The 18108-nt window shown below is 45.5% G+C and carries 11 protein-coding genes and 1 pseudogene; 8 read left to right on the top strand and 4 right to left on the bottom strand.

Translation table 11 applies throughout. The features are described 5' to 3' along the window. Nucleotides 1–171 precede the first annotated feature (171 nt). Nucleotides 172–570, bottom strand: a pseudogene (locus Q5076_RS06660) (transposase); the annotation flags it as partial. Between the two features lie 516 nt (nucleotides 571–1086). Here Q5076_RS06660 and kduI point away from each other — a divergent pair. The 3 genes from kduI (at nucleotide 1087) to Q5076_RS06645 (ending at nucleotide 4187) form a co-directional block, all read left to right on the top strand. Beyond that, a complete protein-coding gene (gene kduI, locus Q5076_RS06655; protein WP_303011877.1) occupies nucleotides 1087–1929 on the top strand; it encodes a 5-dehydro-4-deoxy-D-glucuronate isomerase in 843 nt (280 codons plus the stop codon). 42 nt (nucleotides 1930–1971) lie between these two features. After that, entirely contained in the window at nucleotides 1972–2775 is an 804-nt protein-coding gene (locus Q5076_RS06650; RefSeq protein ID WP_303011875.1) for a gluconate 5-dehydrogenase, read from the top strand. Nucleotides 2776–2945: 170 nt separating this feature from the next. Beyond that, entirely contained in the window at nucleotides 2946–4187 is a 1242-nt protein-coding gene (locus Q5076_RS06645; protein WP_303011874.1) for a DUF4861 domain-containing protein, read from the top strand. A 160-nt stretch (nucleotides 4188–4347) separates the two neighbouring features. Here Q5076_RS06645 and Q5076_RS06640 read toward each other — a convergent pair whose 3' ends face one another. After that, entirely contained in the window at nucleotides 4348–4569 is a 222-nt protein-coding gene (locus tag Q5076_RS06640; protein ID WP_303011873.1) for a carboxypeptidase-like regulatory domain-containing protein, read from the bottom strand. A gap of 520 nt (nucleotides 4570–5089) precedes the next feature. On the opposite strand from Q5076_RS06640, the gene Q5076_RS06635 reads away from it, so the two are divergent. The 5 genes from Q5076_RS06635 to Q5076_RS06615 are packed head-to-tail and all read left to right on the top strand — an operon-like array spanning nucleotide 5090 to nucleotide 13428. Next, nucleotides 5090–8218 (top strand): SusC/RagA family TonB-linked outer membrane protein, encoded by a 3129-nt coding sequence (locus Q5076_RS06635; protein ID WP_303011872.1) that lies wholly within the window; start codon nucleotides 5090–5092, stop codon nucleotides 8216–8218. Nucleotides 8219–8242: 24 nt separating this feature from the next. Next, on the top strand, nucleotides 8243–9736 hold the full coding sequence (locus Q5076_RS06630; protein WP_303011871.1) for a RagB/SusD family nutrient uptake outer membrane protein: 1494 nt from the start codon (nucleotides 8243–8245) through the stop codon (nucleotides 9734–9736). 44 nt (nucleotides 9737–9780) lie between these two features. Next, nucleotides 9781–10665, top strand: coding sequence for a putative zinc-binding metallopeptidase (locus tag Q5076_RS06625; RefSeq protein ID WP_303011869.1), 885 nt, complete (start codon nucleotides 9781–9783; stop codon nucleotides 10663–10665). A 27-nt stretch (nucleotides 10666–10692) separates the two neighbouring features. Next, nucleotides 10693–11970 carry a DUF4302 domain-containing protein gene (locus tag Q5076_RS06620; RefSeq protein ID WP_303011868.1) on the top strand — a complete coding sequence of 426 codons (1278 nt, stop codon included), beginning with the start codon at nucleotides 10693–10695 and terminating at the stop codon, nucleotides 11968–11970. Between the two features lie 45 nt (nucleotides 11971–12015). Next, entirely contained in the window at nucleotides 12016–13428 is a 1413-nt protein-coding gene (locus Q5076_RS06615; protein ID WP_303011867.1) for a BACON domain-containing protein, read from the top strand. A 520-nt stretch (nucleotides 13429–13948) separates the two neighbouring features. Here Q5076_RS06615 and Q5076_RS06610 read toward each other — a convergent pair. Together Q5076_RS06610 and Q5076_RS06605 are read right to left on the bottom strand one after the other, a co-directional pair. Next, on the bottom strand, nucleotides 13949–14563 hold the full coding sequence (locus Q5076_RS06610; protein ID WP_303011865.1) for a polysaccharide deacetylase family protein: 615 nt from the start codon (nucleotides 14561–14563) through the stop codon (nucleotides 13949–13951). A gap of 69 nt (nucleotides 14564–14632) precedes the next feature. Next, a complete protein-coding gene (locus Q5076_RS06605; RefSeq protein ID WP_303011862.1) occupies nucleotides 14633–18046 on the bottom strand; it encodes a DUF2723 domain-containing protein in 3414 nt (1137 codons plus the stop codon). Nucleotides 18047–18108 lie beyond the last annotated feature (62 nt).

The following is an 18108-nucleotide window of genomic DNA, read 5'->3' as shown; positions in this document are numbered from 1 at the left end:
GCACAACAGGTTTTGGTTCTGTTTGTCCAAGTTCGAATCTTGGTAGTCCAACAAATTCCCGGTCTTATACAGACAAAAACCCGCAAAAACTGTTTTTGCGGGTTTTTTGCATCGAAACGGTTCTTTTTTCGAAAAATAGGGGTCAACGTAAAAACCTGAGGGATTCATAGATTAAGCATAAATATTTGTCAGCCTGAATAGAAAGAAATCCCTGTTCTTTATTCCTCTGAACTGTGTTCTGAACTCCTTGATTTTGGTATTGAACGATTCGGAAGCTGCATTGGTGGAACGCCTGTCGAAAAAGTTGACGATTTCCAGATAATGTGTCTGTATGGAACGTACCACCCTTCCGAACGCAAGAAAGCCGGACTTTTCAACTTCGTCATACCATCCGGCAAGTCTTGTCAGAGCGGTGTCCTTGTGCTTGCACTGGTGATAGAGTAATCCGAGCCTCATGGAAAGATAGTATGCCTTCTTCAGGTCAGGATATTCCCTGAACAGGATACCGGCACGTATGCGCTGGGATTCAGTCCATAATGACTCTTTTTTATACAGCAGATAGATACTGCGGGGTTAACGTAAAACCTTGGGGGCTATGCATCTATTTTCGTTAACCTATATAAGAAAAAAAGGCCTCTGGGTTGTGTTCTAAACGGTTTTATTTTCGCATTGAATGTTTCTGGGGGTAACGTAAAAACGCTTTATTCCTTCTCAGGAGGAATGAACAGGGTCGGTTCGGAAGCATCGTTATTTTCAACGGTATTTTCTTTATGAGCCCGAAGTCATTATTGCCCAAGGACTTCTGTTGTCTTTCGATAAGAAACGGGTGAAATGGAATCTGCAACGATTATTTTAAGCGGTAATCAAGGTTCGTGCTTTTTCTTTGCCATTAAGTGAAAAACTTTTTTGAATCGTATTATAGTTCGTTAAAAAGATATACATTGCAAGGTTTCTGGACATTTTTGGTGGATAATTAGAACAAAATTGCAAGGTAAACCCGTTTTCTTTTGCTATTTTTGCATCGTGTACGTAAACGAAGTGCACGTAGAATAGAGAACTTATTCAATAACTATAAATAAATAAGGTATGAAAACGAACTATGAAATTCGCTATGCTGCGCATCCGGAAGATGCGAAAAGCTATGATACTGCAAGAATCCGCAGAGATTTCTTAATCGAAAAGATATTTGTCCCCAATGAAGTGAATATGGTATATTCCATGTATGACCGCATGGTGGTAGGCGGCGCCTTCCCGGTGGGTGAGGTGCTGGCGCTTGAGGCGATTGACCCGCTGAAAGCCCCGTTTTTCCTGACTCGCCGCGAGATGGGGATTTATAACGTAGGCGGTCCGGGTGTCGTAAAGGCCGGTAATGCTGTTTTTGAACTCGATTATAAAGAGGCTCTTTATTTGGGGTCGGGCGACCGCGAGGTGACGTTTGAGAGTAAGGATGCTTCACGTCCTGCCAAGTTCTATTTCAATTCGGTGACCGCACATCGCAGTTATCCCGACCGCAAGGTGACGAAAGCGGATGCCGTGGTGGCTGAAATGGGGTCTTTGGAGGGTTCTAACCATCGCAACATCAATAAGATGCTGGTCAACCAGGTATTGCCTACCTGCCAGTTGCAGATGGGTATGACGGAGCTTGCCCCGGGCAGTGTGTGGAACACGATGCCTGCTCATGTACACAGTCGCCGCATGGAGGCTTATTTCTATTTCGAAATTCCCGATGACCACGCTATCTGCCATTTCATGGGTGAGGTGGACGAGACACGCCACATCTGGATGAAGGGCGAGCAGGCGGTTCTCTCTCCCGAATGGTCTATCCACTCGGCTGCCGCCACTCATAATTATACTTTTATCTGGGGAATGGGAGGCGAGAATCTTGACTACGGAGACCAGGACTTCTCATTGATTACGGACTTGAAATAATAGGACAACTACAATATTTTCTTAATTTAATAACAAAAAATTATGAATCAGTATTTGAATTTTTCTTTGGAAGGTAAAGTAGCTCTCGTTACAGGTGCTTCTTACGGTATCGGTTTTGCTATCGCTTCTGCCTTTGCAGAACAGGGTGCTACAATTTGTTTTAATGACATTAATCAGGAATTGGTAGACAAAGGTATGGCCGCTTATGCTGCAAAAGGCATCAAAGCTCACGGTTATGTGTGCGACGTGACGGACGAACCGGCTGTTCAGGCTATGGTGGCTACTATTGCAAAAGAAATAGGCACTATTGATATTCTTGTAAATAATGCCGGTATTATCCGCCGTGTTCCTATGCACGAAATGGAAGCTGCCGATTTCCGCAAAGTAATCGATATCGACCTGAATGCTCCGTTTATCGTTTCTAAGGCTGTATTGCCTGCAATGATGGAAAAGGGGCATGGTAAGATTATCAATATCTGTTCGATGATGTCTGAACTGGGTCGTGAGACTGTGTCTGCTTATGCTGCCGCTAAGGGTGGTTTGAAGATGTTGACTCGTAATATCTGTTCTGAATACGGCGAATACAACATTCAATGTAATGGTATCGGCCCGGGTTATATCGCTACTCCGCAGACTGCTCCTCTTCGTGAGAAACAAGCTGACGGAAGCCGTCACCCGTTCGATTCGTTCATTTGCGCTAAGACTCCGGCCGGCCGCTGGCTGCAACCGGAAGAACTGACCGGTCCGGCCGTATTCCTTGCTTCTGAAGCTTCTAACGCTGTCAACGGACATATTCTTTATGTAGACGGCGGTATCCTTGCATACATCGGAAAACAACCGAAATAATGTAGGGTAAACGGTTATCCGGTAAGGTGATAGAATGGTAAAGAGAATACTCTTTTCATCTGTCACCTTATTTTTATTCAGTGTACTTTATGTTGGAGACGGGAAATGGAGAATCTTGAAAAAAGGGGACTCTGTTTCTTATTCTGTATAGATTCAAATATAAATCAATCATGAAAAAGATATTTATTCTGTTTGCTGCCTTCCTGGCAGGTTTTGCTTCCTGTACCGACGGTAAGCAGTCAATGACGGTTACGGTGACTAATCCTCTGGCTTTGGAGCGCGTGGGGGAGATTGTTGAAGTGCCGATGGGTGATGTGGCCGCCAGACTGAAACTGGCGGATACGGCACAAGTCGTAGTGCTTGACGTAGACGGACAACAAGTGCCGTATCAGGTGACGTATGATGAGAAGATGGTTTTTCCCGTTACCGTAAAAGCGAACGGTACGGCTACTTATACGATTCAGCCGGGTACGCCGGAGCCTTTTGATGTCATTGCGTGCGGAAAATATTATCCGGAACGCCTGGATGATGTTGCTTGGGAAAACGACCTTGGCGGTTATCGCGCTTACGGTCCTGCTTTGCAGGCAAGAGGGGAACGGGGGTTTGGCTATGACCTTTTTACGAAGTATAATACTTCGGAGCCGGTACTTGAAGGCATGTATGCCGAAGAGTTGAATAAGGAAAAGCGGGCCCGGATTGCTGAATTGAGAAAGACGGACCCTAAGGCGGCTGCCGAGTTGCAGAATGCTATTTCTTATCACATTGACCACGGTTACGGGATGGATTGTTATGCCGTGGGGCCTACGCTCGGTGCTGGTACGGCTGCTTTGATGGCGGGCGATACGATTATTTATCCTTATTGCTATCGTACGCAGGAAATCCTTGATAATGGCCCGTTGCGTTTCACCGTGAAACTGGAATTTAACCCGTTGACGGTACGTGGGGATTCTAATGTCGTGGAAACACGTGTCATCACGTTGGATGCCGGTTCGTATCTGAATAAAACGGTGATTTCATATACTAACTTGAAGGAGACGATGCCTGTAACTACCGGAATCGTCCTTCGTGAACCGGACGGAAAGGTTGCTGCGGATGCTGCAAACGGCTATATAACTTACGTGGACCCTACGACGGACCGGAGTGGAGGAAATGGAAAGATATTCGTCGGCGCCGCATTTCCTGCACAAGTGAAGGATGCGAAGGTGGTGCTTTTCTCTGAGAAGGAGAAGAAGGAACGCGGCGGGGCTGACGGCCACGTGCTGGCTGTCAGTGAATATGAACCGGGTTCTGAATATACTTACTATTGGGGTTTTGCATGGGATAAGGCTGCTATCAAGACGGTGGATGTATGGAATAAATATATGTCTGAATATGCACAAAAATTACGTGCTCCTTTGACGGTAGCATATTAGTAGCTATTTTAAGGTCTGAAATATGGAGAAAAATGGGGATTCCTGTAGTTATATATGGGGATTCCCTTTATTTTTTAGTAGAAATAAACGCTTGATAATATTCTCTGATTGATGAGATTTATTGCATGATGGATGGGATGTGCTGCTGTGGGAGGGGTGATTAAGTTCTAGCAGAACTTGGTACATTTTCAATGGTAAACCTTCCGTCCAAATCTGTAGTTGTCCCTATGGATGTACCTTTCACTAATACAGACGCCCCCACAACAGGTTGGTTGTCTTCTTCTGAAATGACAACACCGGTAACTTTTTTAGGTGTTTGGGCAATTGCCAGACTGATTCCTGTCAATAAACAGGTCAATAACAACACAAATCTTCTTTTCATACGCTCCCTAATATTTGGTTAATATAATAGTTGTTAATTTTGCAGCCATTTGTTTTTTACAAAAATAAGCACTATTTATTAAAAACAAAATAAAAACAGAAAAAAATAGGAAATTAATTGCAAGTTAAAATAGAAAGCTATGCGATGAAATAGGTAAATGAATGGATGATTTTTCAAAGTATAAATAATATATTGTCATATTATCGGGGTTATATGATAGTATTTTAAACCTCTGTTTATCGCGGCTCATGAAGATATGCGGTTTAATAATATTGAAAATTTGCATTCTTTTAAAAACTTAATTTCTATTTAATGCGTGAACGAAAATAAAAAGCTGTCATATTTATTCGGGTGGCTTGCTGTTCTTCGGATTATATTACGATAATTTCAATGTTTCAGGGTGTTGCCAGGAAGGGAATATCATGCAATATCCTACTGGCTAGGGGGCAAGAATAAATGTTTATAATTGTTTTCGGAGATGTAAAACTAATGACATTTAATATTAAGTTCTGCTAGAACTTTGAAAATTAGCTTCATCGGAATGAAGACGCAGGAGGTTGCCATCAAATCAGGTATTATGAAGGTGTCGATGGTATCGGATTCGGAGGTGCTGGAGGAAGTGGTTGTGACAGGTATGACGAAAGTTGATAAGCGGCTTTTTACCGGTGCTTCGGACAGGTTGACGGCAGCAGAAGTAAAGCTGGACGGTTTGGCAGACATTAGCCGCGGTTTGGAGGGACGTTCGGCAGGTGTGTCTGTACAGAATGTATCGGGTACGTTTGGTACGGCGCCTAAAATCCGGGTACGCGGAGCAACGTCGATTTACGGTAATTCCAAACCGTTGTGGGTAGTGGACGGGGTTATCATGGACGATGTGATTGATATAGGCGCCAATGATTTGTCTTCGGGAGATGCGACAACGCTGATTAGTTCCGCTATTGCCGGCCTGAATGCGGATGATATCGAAAGCTTCCAGATTTTGAAGGATGGTTCGGCGACGTCTATTTACGGCGCGCGCGCAATGGCGGGCGTGATTGTGGTAACTACGAAAAAAGGAAAGGTGGGGACTAACCGGTTGAGTTATACCGGCGAATTTACCACTCGTATGAAACCGCATTACCGTAACTTCAATATTATGAATTCTCAAGACCAGATGGGGGTTTATAAGGAGCTGCAAAATAAGGGGTGGCTTAATTTTGCCAGTACTTACAGGGCTGCTAATAGCGGTGTGTACGGTAAGATGTATGAATTGCTCAATACGTATGACCCCGTGACGGGAATGTATGCATTGCTCAACAATAAGGCGTCCCGTAACGCATATCTGCGTGAGGCGGAATTCCGTAATACGGATTGGTTTGATATTCTGTTCAGCAATGCTTTGATGATGAATCACTCTGTCAGCTTCTCCGGCGGGACGGAAAAGTCTACTTCTTACATTTCAGTGAGTGCGATGACTGACCCGGGTTGGATGAAGCAGACGGAAGTGCAACGTTTTACGGCCAACATGAATACTACTTACAATATTTCCAACAAATTATCGCTGGCTGTAAGGGCGACGGGAGCTTATCGCAAGCAGAAAGCGCCGGGGACGATTGGACAGACATTGGATGCCGTATCGGGAAATGTTTCTCGCGGTTTTGACATTAATCCCTATTCTTATGCGTTAAATACGTCGCGTACATTGTCGCCTACCGAATATTATAAGCGTAATTATGCTGACTTCAATATCTTTAATGAATTGGAATCTAACAATATCGCATTGAATGTGGTGGACCTTAAATTTCAAGGGGAATTGAAATGGAAGATTTTTCGCGGTCTGGAAGTGGGAGTGATGGGAGCTTTGAAATATAATTCTTCATCGCAGGAACATATGATTCGTGAGAATTCCAACCAGGCGGAAGCGTATCGCGCTATGGATGACGCAACTATCCGGAAAGCTAATACGTGGCTTTATACGGACCCTGACGTATTGAATTCGTTACCGTTTAGCGTTCTGCCTAAAGGCGGATTTTATAATAAGACGGATTATCGGATGTATAGTTATGATTTTCGTGCTGATGTGACCTGGAATAAAGATTTTAACGGGGTTCACCTGATTAATGTTTATGCCGGTATGGAAGCTAATGCGCAAGACCGCTCGAACAATTCTTTCCAAGGTTGGGGAATGCAGTACGATAACGGGGAAATTCCTTATTTTGATTATTATGCTTTTAAGAAAATGCGCGAGTCGAATTCCGATTATTATTCGCTTACCAATACCCGGAGGCGCATGCTCGCTTATTTTGCAACTGCAACTTACTCTTATAAGGGACGTTATAGTTTGAACGGGACTATCCGTTATGAAGGGACCAACCGGTTGGGAAAAGCGCGTTCGGCGCGTTGGTTGCCTACGTGGAATGTCGGCGGCGCATGGAATGTGCACGAGGAGAACTTTTTTGAATCGATGAGAAATGTCCTCTCTCACCTTACATTCCGCGCCTCATACAGCTTGACGGGGGATGCCGGTCCTACGGATGTCACTAACTCCAGGGTCAATATCAATAGTTTTACTCCGTGGCGGCCTTTTGCTTCGCAGGGGGAATCCGGCCTGCAGATTGTGGAACTGGAAAACAGTGATTTGACTTATGAGAAAAAGCATGAATTGAATATCGGCGCGGATATGGGGTTCCTCGACAATCGGATTAATCTTGAGCTTGCCTGGTATAAACGTAATAATTACGATTTGATTGGCGATATTCTGACTCAAGGGGTAGGAGGCGAGACACGCCGTAAGGCTAATATGGCTTCTATGGAGTCTCACGGGGTGGAAGTCTCTCTGTCGACGCGCAATGTGGTGACTAAGAATTTTCAATGGACTACGGATTTTATCTTCGGTTACAGCAAGACTGAAATTACCGACTTAAAGTCCAGAACGAATGTTTTTGACCTTGTACGTTCGAACAGCGGCGGGCAGAAGGAGGGCTATGCCTGGGGAGCACTCTTCTCCATTCCTTTTGAGGGCTTGGATGAAGACGGATTCCCGATGTTTCGCTGGGCGGACAACCAGTTGATTACCAAAAAGAATTATAAGGATATTAATTTCCAGCAGATTGAGAATATTGATTTCCTGAAATATGAGGGACCGGAAGATCCGAATATTACCGGAAGTTTTGGAAATACGTTCACGTATAAGAATTTCCGTTTAAACGTATTTATTACTTATTCGGCGGGAAACAAATTGCGTCTTGACCCTACATTCAAGAAAAAATATACTGACCTTGATGCGAATCCGAAAGATTTGAGGAATCGTTGGGTTATGCCGGGAGATGAAAAAATAGCTACGATACCTGTTATACCGAGCGTACGTGACGATAAGAAATATAGTAATCTGAATTTGGCTTATAACGCTTACAATTATTCAACGGTGCGGATTGCAGACGGCGGGTTTATTCGTATGAAAGAGATTTCTTTGAATTATGATTTTCCCAAGTCAATGCTGGCTAATCTGAAATTGATTAGCAGTCTTTCGTTAAAGGTTCAGGCAACTAATCTGTTCCTTATCTATGCGGATTCCAAACTGAACGGGCAGGACCCGGAATTTTTCCGTGCGGGAGGTGTTTCTGCACCTGTGCCCCAGCAGTTTACATTTACTTTAAGAGCAGGTTTTTAACTAATGGAGAAAAAGATTATGAATATGAAAAGATTAATTAGACTGTTTCTTTTAATCGTGTTGACAGGCGCCGTAATGTCGTGCAGCTTTCTGGATACGATGCCGGACCAACGTACTGAAATAACGAATGCTACTAAAGTCCGTGATTTGCTGGTGTCGGCTTATCCTACTTTACATCCTATGATTATAGCGGAATATATGTCGGATAATTATACGGACAACGGTGATATTTACGGTAGTCCGATGAATCTGGTCGCAGAAGCGTATTATTGGGAGGACCCTGTGGAAACCGATTGGGATTCTCCGCAGGAGGTGTGGGATGCTTGTTATAAAGCGATAGCCACAGCCAACCAGGTTTTGGAGGATATTGAGAAACTGGGTACGCCGGAGGATTGCCTTGGTTATAAGGGGGAAGCTTTACTGTGCCGCGCATATTGTCATTTCATACTGGCGAATACGTTTTGTATGGCGTATAGCGAGACCTCTGCCGATACCGATTTGGGGATTCCTTACATAACGTCTCCTGAAAAACAGGTGGGTGTCGTTTATGAACGGGGGACGCTTGCACAGGTGTATGAGAAGATTGACAGCGACATTGAAGAAGCTTTGCCTATTATTGACGGGGCGGAGCATGATGTCCAGATATATCATTTTAATAAGAAGGCGGCTTATGCTTTTGCTGCGCGTTTCAATCTGTATTACGGCAAGGATTTCGATAAGGTGATTGCGTATGCTACGGAAGCTGTCGGTTCTAATCCGGCTACGGTATTGAGGGATTTGAACGGTTATACCAAGTTTACGACTCCGAAAGAGTGGACGTATGGTTATATCAATGATGACGAACCGGCGAATCTGCTGCTTATCGCTAATAGGTCGATGTTCGGCCGCTCGCTCAATGAACGTTATGGGACGACGCGCCAGATTGCATCCCAGGAATTGTTCTGGTCTGAGTTTCCCGGAGGGAGCTTGCAAGTGTACAGTACGATATTCGGTAATGACCAGATGTTGTATATTCCCAAAATGGTGGAAATCTTTGAAATTACCGACCAGATAGCGCAAACCGGGCAACCGCATGTGGTACTTCCCGCCTTTACCACCGACGAAGCTTTGTTGTGCCGTGCTGAAGCTTATATAATGAAACACGAATATGACCTTGCCGCTGCCGACCTTTCTTATTGGTACGTTATCAAGGGGGCTTCGGCTGCTTCCGCACAACAAATCAATGATTTTTATGCTGCCGGCAATACTGCGACTATCTGCAAGCCTTTGAATCCTAAATTCGGGATTGAAGCGGGAATGCAAACCAATATGCTCCAGGCGGTTCTTCACGCCCGCCGTGTGGAGGGGCTTGGGGAAGGCATACGTTGGCAGGATATCAAGCGTTTCGGCATTGAGATACAACATGCGGTTTATCACGGTGAAACGATGACGTTGAAACCTTATGACTTGCGTAAGGCTGTCCAGATACCTGTGGATGTATTGGCGGCGCCCGGCGAGATGACGCCTAATCCGAGATAACGGGAGATTGGTAAAATAGATATTAACGATAAAAACAAAGAATTATGATACACTGTAAATATGCTTGTTATTGGTTGTTCCTGCTGGTGGCTTTCTGCACCGTTTCATGCCAGGAAGATGAGCTGGATAGTAAGAGTATCTTTGACGACGGCGTGGAGATGGAGAAGAATGAGTTTGACTATTGGCTGGACAGGAATTATCTTTATCCGTATAATGTCGATTTCAAGTACCGGATGGAGGATATAGAATCGGACTTGTCATATAATCTGGTGCCGGCCGATTATCATTTGAGCGTGAAGCTTGCCAAGATAGTGAAGCACATGTGGTTTGAGGCTTATGACGAAGCCGGCGGAATCGATTTTACCCGTAAATATGCGCCGAAAGTCATTCATCTGGTCGGGTCGGCTGCCTGGAATAAGGGGACATTTACGTTAGGAACTGCAGAAGGGGGATTGAAGGTTACTTTGTATCTGGGTAACTGGTTGGACCCTACTAATGTCCCTGAACTGAACAATTATTATTTCGGTACTATGCATCATGAGTTTGCCCATATCCTGCATCAAAGTATTGATTATCCGGTAGAGTACAATACGCTTAGTGAGGGGCATTATTCTCCGACCGGATGGTCTAACAGGAAGACGATGGCGGAATATGCTCCGTTCGGATTTGTCACTAATTATGCGAGCAGCGAGCCGGGAGAGGATATAGCGGAAGTTACCGCGCGTTACCTGACGTGGACGGATGCCGAATGGGAAGCATTGGAGGAAGGTGCCGGAGAAGAGGGTTGGAGCATTATCCTGCAGAAAATTGATATTGTAAAGAAGTATATGAAGGAGAATTATAATATCGATATTGATGAGTTGCGTGAGATTATTAATCGCCGCGGTGAAGAACTTCAAGATATGGATTTGGAGGATTTGACTCATTAAAGGTTTCAACAATTAAAAATGAATCGTATGAAAAATAAGATTATAATTGGTGTATTGTGTTTGTTGGCGGGATTATGCCAGTCTTGCGTGCAAGAGGTGGACGATGTATTCGACGCTTCAGCGTCGGAACGGATTAATCGGGCATTGATAGAGTACCGCGAATTGCTTTGCGGTTCTGCGAATGGCTGGGTAATGGAATATTATCCTTCCGATATTCAGGAGTATGGGGGATATGTCATCATTATGAAATTTGATGAGGATAAAGTCACGATGTCGTCGGAAATTACCGGAAGCCCTACCGAGACGGCGACAAGTCTGTATTCCTTGAAGTCTGATATGGGTCCTACGCTGAATTTTGATACTTATAATCAGATTCTGCACTATTTTTCTGACCCGGACAATGCCGGGGGAGCCGGTATCGGCAAGGGATTTGAAGGCGATTATGAGTTTGTTTTTCAGGAGGCGACTGACAATACGGTGCTTTTGAAAGGGAAAAAGACGAAGAATCTGATACGTATGACACGCCTTGATGTTCCGGGAGAGGAATATCTGGAAAAGGTTATATCGATTGGACAGGAGATGTTTACTATCAGTTACCGTACGAATATCGGCGGGCAGGACTTGACGGTCAAGCTTACCGACCATAAGTTGGTTTTCACGCCGGACGGAGGCAAGGAGATTGCCGCCCCGTTTGTGATTACACCGGAAGGGATGAAACTGTATAGTCCGGTTACGGTTATCGGAAAAACGATGGAGAACTTTGTATGGGATAATACGGCCAAAACTATGACTTGCGTTGATGCAAATGCGGAGGATGTGGTGCTGACAGCGAATCCGTTGCCGGACAGTTATATCAGATTTGAGGAATTCCTGGGCAAATGGATGCTTTCTTATTCCGGAAATGCGGTGGAGGTCAATTTAGTGGAGTCGGTAAAGAACCAGGTTATTTTGATGGAAGGTTTTAACTCTCATTTTGACGTGACTTTGCAGTATGATGTAAATACCGGGACGCTCCAGCTTCTTTCCCAATCGGTTAGCTCGCTTCCTAACGGGAATGCCGTGTGGCTGTGCGCATGGGATGCGAATACAGGGACATTGTTTGCGAATAGTACGATTGGAATGGTCAGCAGTAAGCAGGCCGGCTCTCCGAATCTTAGAGTTAGTTGGGTAGACAATGGAGTTTGGGGAGACCACGAAGCTAATTCGCTGATATTATGGGAGATGAAAGGAACCAGTTATGTCGGTGCTTATAAAGGATGGGGAGAGTATCAGTTTGCCGGTTATTTTTATATGACTAAGAAATGACGGAGATATATGAGATATGATAATTAGGTTTTAAAAAAGACTGTTATGAAAAAAATTATAGATATATTTTTACTGTTGTTTTGCATTTGCATTGCTTCTTGTGAGGACGATTCAAAAGACAATGCGGGCCCGAAACTTTCCATTACCGGGCGAGAGGCGGATATTACGGCCGCCGGGGGAAATGTGGTTATCAACTTATCCGTGGAGGGGGAGGAGGTTGAATCGGATCAGCCTTGGTGTACAGCCGCCATTTCCGGAAAGGTGGTGACTTTAACTTTGGAGGCTAATACGAGTATCGAAGGACGTACAGCTATAATTACAGTGAAAGGGGGAGAGGATGAGATTGTTTTTCCTGTCACCCAACCGAGTAATAAAGTGCCTGTTCCTGAGGTTAAGGAACTTTTGCTGGACGCTGATGCGACTACCCGAACGGTAGCTGTCGATCATTTTGCGCCTTTTCAAGTCCGGATTGATGACGATGTGACCTGGCTGGATGCAGAGGTCGTGGGGAGTAGTGTGGTATTTACCACCCGGAATAATTATACTGACAATGCTTTATCCACTACAGTGAAACTGGTGAGCGGCAAATTGGAATCTTCCATATTGGTGGTACAGAACGGGATTGTGCTGGTTCCTGAAAAAAGGAGTCTGCTTATGTATAATGCGGGGGATGAAGTTACTGTCAAGGTTAACAGTACGCGGGCATTTACGGCGGAATCCGATGAAGAATGGCTGACTGTTTCATTCGATGACGAATCTGTTACTTTGAAGGCTGGAGATAATACGGGGAATCCCGAACGTACGGCAACTGTCACACTGGTCTCGGAAAATCTGACTGCTACGATTGATGTTGTTCAAAGGGGGCCTGTTTATACTGATTATCTGGGGAACTGGACATTGGTCGGTATGGATGGGGACACTTCGTTTGAATATGCCCTTTCTATCGTGCGGGATACCGATAACTCGACTTATAAAGTGACGGGTTGGGGAAAGTCTGTCGTCGCTACTGACAGCAAGTATGCCATACAGGCTAATTTTGATGAAGCCAGCGGGCTTATTTATATTACGGCCCAACCTAATATAGCAGTGTACACGAATACCGATAACATAAACTATGATGTGATGTTTTACGGACTTGTCGTGGAGAGCGGAAGGGAGGCTTATGTGACCGGTAAGGGATATATTTGTTATATAGGCATGTTGCAGCGTGACGGAAGCGTGCAATGGATGAATGGTACGGTAACTCTTCAAGGCGGGGCGGAATATGAAGTCATTGGCGCAAGGTACTATATTAAATCCCAGGTAGACGGCAGTATGCTCGGTTTTAACGTAGACAGTCCGTTTATGAGGAAACCGGTTATGACTAAAGTGGAGACGGGAATGACGAGAGGTTCTGTGATGAGGCTCAATGACAGTAGTGTTACACGGGTCGGAACCAGTGATTTGTTTTGTAAATAAGAATATGTTTTGAATATAGAAGCGAGCGCGCTTAAACAAGTTAAGTCATAAATCTCTTGAAGGAAGATTTGGCTTTACATTAAACCGGAATAGCTGTTTTGTGATAAAACGGCTATTCTTTCTTTATACGGGGACCTGCCGGGGTTGTTTCTCCTTGAATCTGATATTTCTTATAAGTTACGGGCTTTTTGCTCTTTATGCGGCACTCTTCCCGGATAATGCTTTTTTGTTGTTCTTTCGAGGGAGGCGAATTCTTTTCCTGTATGTCCGGCGAACGGGTGAAGGAAGGGAGTGTTTTTTATTTTTAAAGGAGTTGCGGAACCGTTTTTCAGACCAGCCGTTGACATTTACCGTAGTTTGATATTATTTTGCCTGTTTTTTGCCCTATGACGGACGAAAACCTTTCTCGGTATTCAACGGTAAGGCAGGAGATATATTTTGCGAAATTGAGCCGAAAAAAGCTCTCTGTTATCTCCGCCGGGCAAGTGACCGGACAACGCATGGGGTATCGCAACGGTTTTCACAGCATTTTAAATTCATATCCTTCCGCTTTCAGGAATTCGATGGCACGGGGAAGCGCATATTGAAGGTTGCCGTTGTTCCAAGATTTCAGAGAGTCGTGGAAGGTGATGATAGAGCCGTTGCGCGCATAACGTTTTACGTTGTCCAATACCTGTTCCGGACGCATTCGTTTACTATAGTCACGGGTCACGAGGTCCCACATGATGATGCGGTAATGATGTCGCAGGGTGTAGTACTGGCGGAATCCCATGTGCCCGTGCGGAGGACGGAACAGGTCGGAATGGATGATTTCGTCTACTTTTTTTGCGTTTGCCAGGTAATCGGGGTTAGAATACTCGAATCCGCGGATGTGATTGAACGTATGGTTGCCGATGCGGTGTCCGTGTTCTACCACCATTCGGTACTCGTCCGGATGTTTTCTGATATTGTCTCCTACCATGAAAAAGGTAGCTTTGATATTGTGTTTTTCCAGTAACTCCAATACCCAGGGAGTGACTTCGGGAATAGGACCGTCGTCAAAAGTCAGGTAAACGGCCCGTTCATCCGGATTCATTCGGAAGATAGCTTGCGGATACAACGCCCGGAAAAACCAAGGTGGCTGTTCTATAAACATGCTTTTTCAAAGTTTTGTAGGGGAGGGGCCGGGAAACTTTACCCCTATTTCCCGGCGCATGTCCTCCTGTTATTTCCCTTTCATTCTCGTGACATACTCGTTATACAGTTGGTCGAGCTGTTCGGAGTAGTGTGTTGCCAGTTCTGTTGATTTATATTTTTCCATCAGACGGACTTCGGCATCCAGCAATCCGGCGTTATACATGAAGTTCTCACTGGCGATGGAAAGCTGGTAGTCCGTCAGGCTGAGATACCAAACCATGTATTCGATTGATTTGTTGGCTAGTTCGTCGATAATCTTGTTCGCTTTCTCATTTTCTTCCAATTGGTAATAGGCTTCTGCCATCTGGAAAGCACCGTTTGCCCAGTCGTACGGAACATTGTAGGAAGGAATCATCTTTTCGGCATAGTCGAGGGCGGCAAGGGCCTTATCTTTTTTACCTTCTTTGATAAGCTGGCCTACAAGCTGCGTGAAAATGCGGCGGTGTGTATAACACATGCGCATTGTATTTTCGTCGATATAGATATCGGGCTTGTCGATGCCGCCGAACTTGAACTTATTCATCAGGTTGTCGTACATCTTTTCCGTGTCGATTTTACAGTTCAGCTTATCCGTGTCAAATGGGGTGAAACGATAGGCGAGACCTTCCTGGATGAAGTGGTTGTCCATACCGAGATGGTTTTCGCTGCCTACGGTGATTGCCATATAGATAGGACGTTCCCAATTGGCGTTGGCAAGCATTTCGAGCATCATCAGCTCATTTTTGTAAAGGGCGCGTTTCGGATTGCCGTTGGCGTCTTTTAGCGAGATTGTCATATATTCGGGAATGGAGTCTCTCAATGCCTCCGGTATTTTCATGCCGGAACGGCGTACGGCTTCCGCATCTATTTTCATTATGATGCTGTCTGTCGGAATGAGAGGAAGTTCGATATTCTGCCCGCTCTTTTTGAGAAGTTCCTTTAGCTGGTCGTTCTTGCCGAGCATCCAGCGGTTAATGATTTCTTTCAACTCATAAGGATTCTCTCCGAAGATGGAATGGACGAGTGACAAGACGGTGGTATCTCCTTTTGATGCCAGCTCTTTCGCTTGCTTGAAATAACTGTCGATAAGGTTTTTCATTTCCGGACGGATAGAGATGTACTCGTTCTGTCCTTCTACGTATTCCACGCGGTCCCATGTGATGGGAAGGGACGGAGAGTCATAGGCCGGACGCTTCATCTGGTCGATGTACCAATCGGTCTGCAGGTAGCTTAGGTTGCAGGTACGTGCATCGGTGCGGAAGCCTTCGGTCTCCTGATTGTACCACAGAGGGAAGGTGTCATTATCGCCGTTGGTGTAAATAATCGGATTTCCCTTTTCTTGCAGGGTCATCAGATAGTTTTGCCCGAAGTCGCGCGCTACGAAACGTCCGCTACGGTCATGGTCGTCCCAGGTCTGTCCTGCCATCTGGATGGGGACGAACAGGCAGAGGACGGAAGCCAGGGCGGCGGCAGGGGTTTCCTGCATCTTGCAGTAATTCTGCAATAACTTGATAATACCCGCTACACCCATACCTATCCAGATGGCGAAGGCGTAGAATGAACCGGCATACGCATAGTCGCGTTCGCGCGGTTGTGCAGGTGTCTGATTGAGATAGAGCACGATGGCGATACCCGTCATAAAGAACAGGAAGAATACCACCCAGAATTGTTGGATGCCGCGCTGGCTGTGGTAGGCTTGCCAGAAGAGGCCGATGAGGCCGAGCAACAAGGGGAGGCAATAAAATACGTTGTGCCCTTTATTGTCTTTAAGGTCTTGCGGAAGTAATTCCTGATTGCCGACAAGCAGATTGTCGATAAAAGGAATACCGGTAATCCAGTTGCCGTGTTCTATCTCTCCGCTTCCCTGAATATCATTCTGGCGTCCGGCGAAATTCCACATGAAATAGCGCCAGTACATGAAGTTCAGTTGGTAGGAGAAGAAGAACTTGATATTCTCCCACTGGGTAGGCATATTTACCATTATCATTTCTCCGCACTGGTCGTAAGGTACGTCATATCCCTTTATATCGACCCATTGTTTGTAGAGTGGGGCGTGTGACGAACTGTACATGCGCGGGAACAGCATGTTTTGTGCGTATTCGTATTCAATGCGTCCGGGGAGTTCGATGTATGAGTCTTTCTCGTCCGGGGAGGTTTTTTCCTTGCGGATATATTTGCTTCCCGTTTGTGACTGGCGGGGGATGCAATAGCCGTCTTTGACATCGAGCGCCACTTTGGAGGAGAATGCAGGGCCGTAGAACAGGGGACGTGTACCGTATTGTTCGCGACCGAGGTATTCGCCCAGCGTGAAGATGTCTTCCGGGGAATTCTGGTCCATCGGAGTATTGGCGGTGGAACGTATGACGATAAGCGCATACGACGAATAACCGATGACAATCATCATCGTACAGAGGAGCGCCGTATTCATTGTGCGTGCTGAAATACGCCATTTTTCTTTCATCCGGGCTTGCATTGCCGGGGCCAGGTAGAAAGCCAGTATTGCAATGACTATGATGCCGATGAGGATGCTGCTGGCACCGTGTCCGTAAAATGGAATTCCCAGCAGGGCTATGGTAAGAATAAAGGATACGGCCATACGCATTTTGCTTTTCCGGGTGTAGCTTTCATAGACTCCCCAGATAAGAGCTGCTGCCAGTAAACCGATATAGACGACTACGCCTGTATTGAACGGCATTCCCAGCCCGTTGACAAATAGGAGCTCGAACCAGCCGCCTACTTTCACAATGCCCGGAACGATGCCATAGAGTACGGCCGCTACAAGAACCATCGAACCGAAAAGGGCGAGCAAGGAACCTTTCGCTGTGGCGTTCGGGGTCTTTTTGTAATAATATACCAGTACGATAGCGGGCAAACAAAGCAGATTCAGCAGGTGGACGCCGATACTTAATCCTGTCAAATAAGCAATCAGGATAATCCACCGGTCGCTGTGAGGCTGGTCGGCTACGTCTTCCCACTTGAGAATCAGCCAGAAAACGATGGCGGTAAACAGGGAGGAGAAAGCATATACTTCACCTTCTACGGCAGAAAACCAGAATGTATCGCTGAAGGTATAAGCCAGCGCTCCGACCAGTCCGCTGCCCATAATTGTGATAAGCTGTCCTTTGGTGATGTTGTTTTCGTCGGTGATAACCAGTTTGCGAACCAGGTGGGTGATGCTCCAGAAAAGGAACAGGATACATGCACCGCTCATAAGGGCGCTCATGTAGTTTACCATTTTTGCCACAGTGGTGACATCGGATGCAAATTGGGTGAACAGGTTCGCCATCAGCATGAAGAACGGGGCGCCGGGCGGATGGCCGACTTCCAGTTTGTAGCCGGTGGTTATAAACTCAGGGCAATCCCAGAAACTTGCAGTCGGCTCTATTGTCAGGCAATAAACCGTTGCCGCAATAATGAATGTAAGCCAACCTATAAGGTTGTTTACGGTCCTGTACTGTTTCATTAGCACTATCGTAGTTTATTCGTTAAAAACAAATGATGCGGTCGCAAAGATAGTGATTTGTA

The sequence above is a fragment of the uncultured Bacteroides sp. genome (assembly GCF_958445495.1).
Taxonomy (GTDB): domain Bacteria; phylum Bacteroidota; class Bacteroidia; order Bacteroidales; family Bacteroidaceae; genus Bacteroides.
The sequence above is the reverse complement of the archived record's forward strand: the minus strand, read 5'-3'. Positions and strand labels throughout refer to the sequence as shown.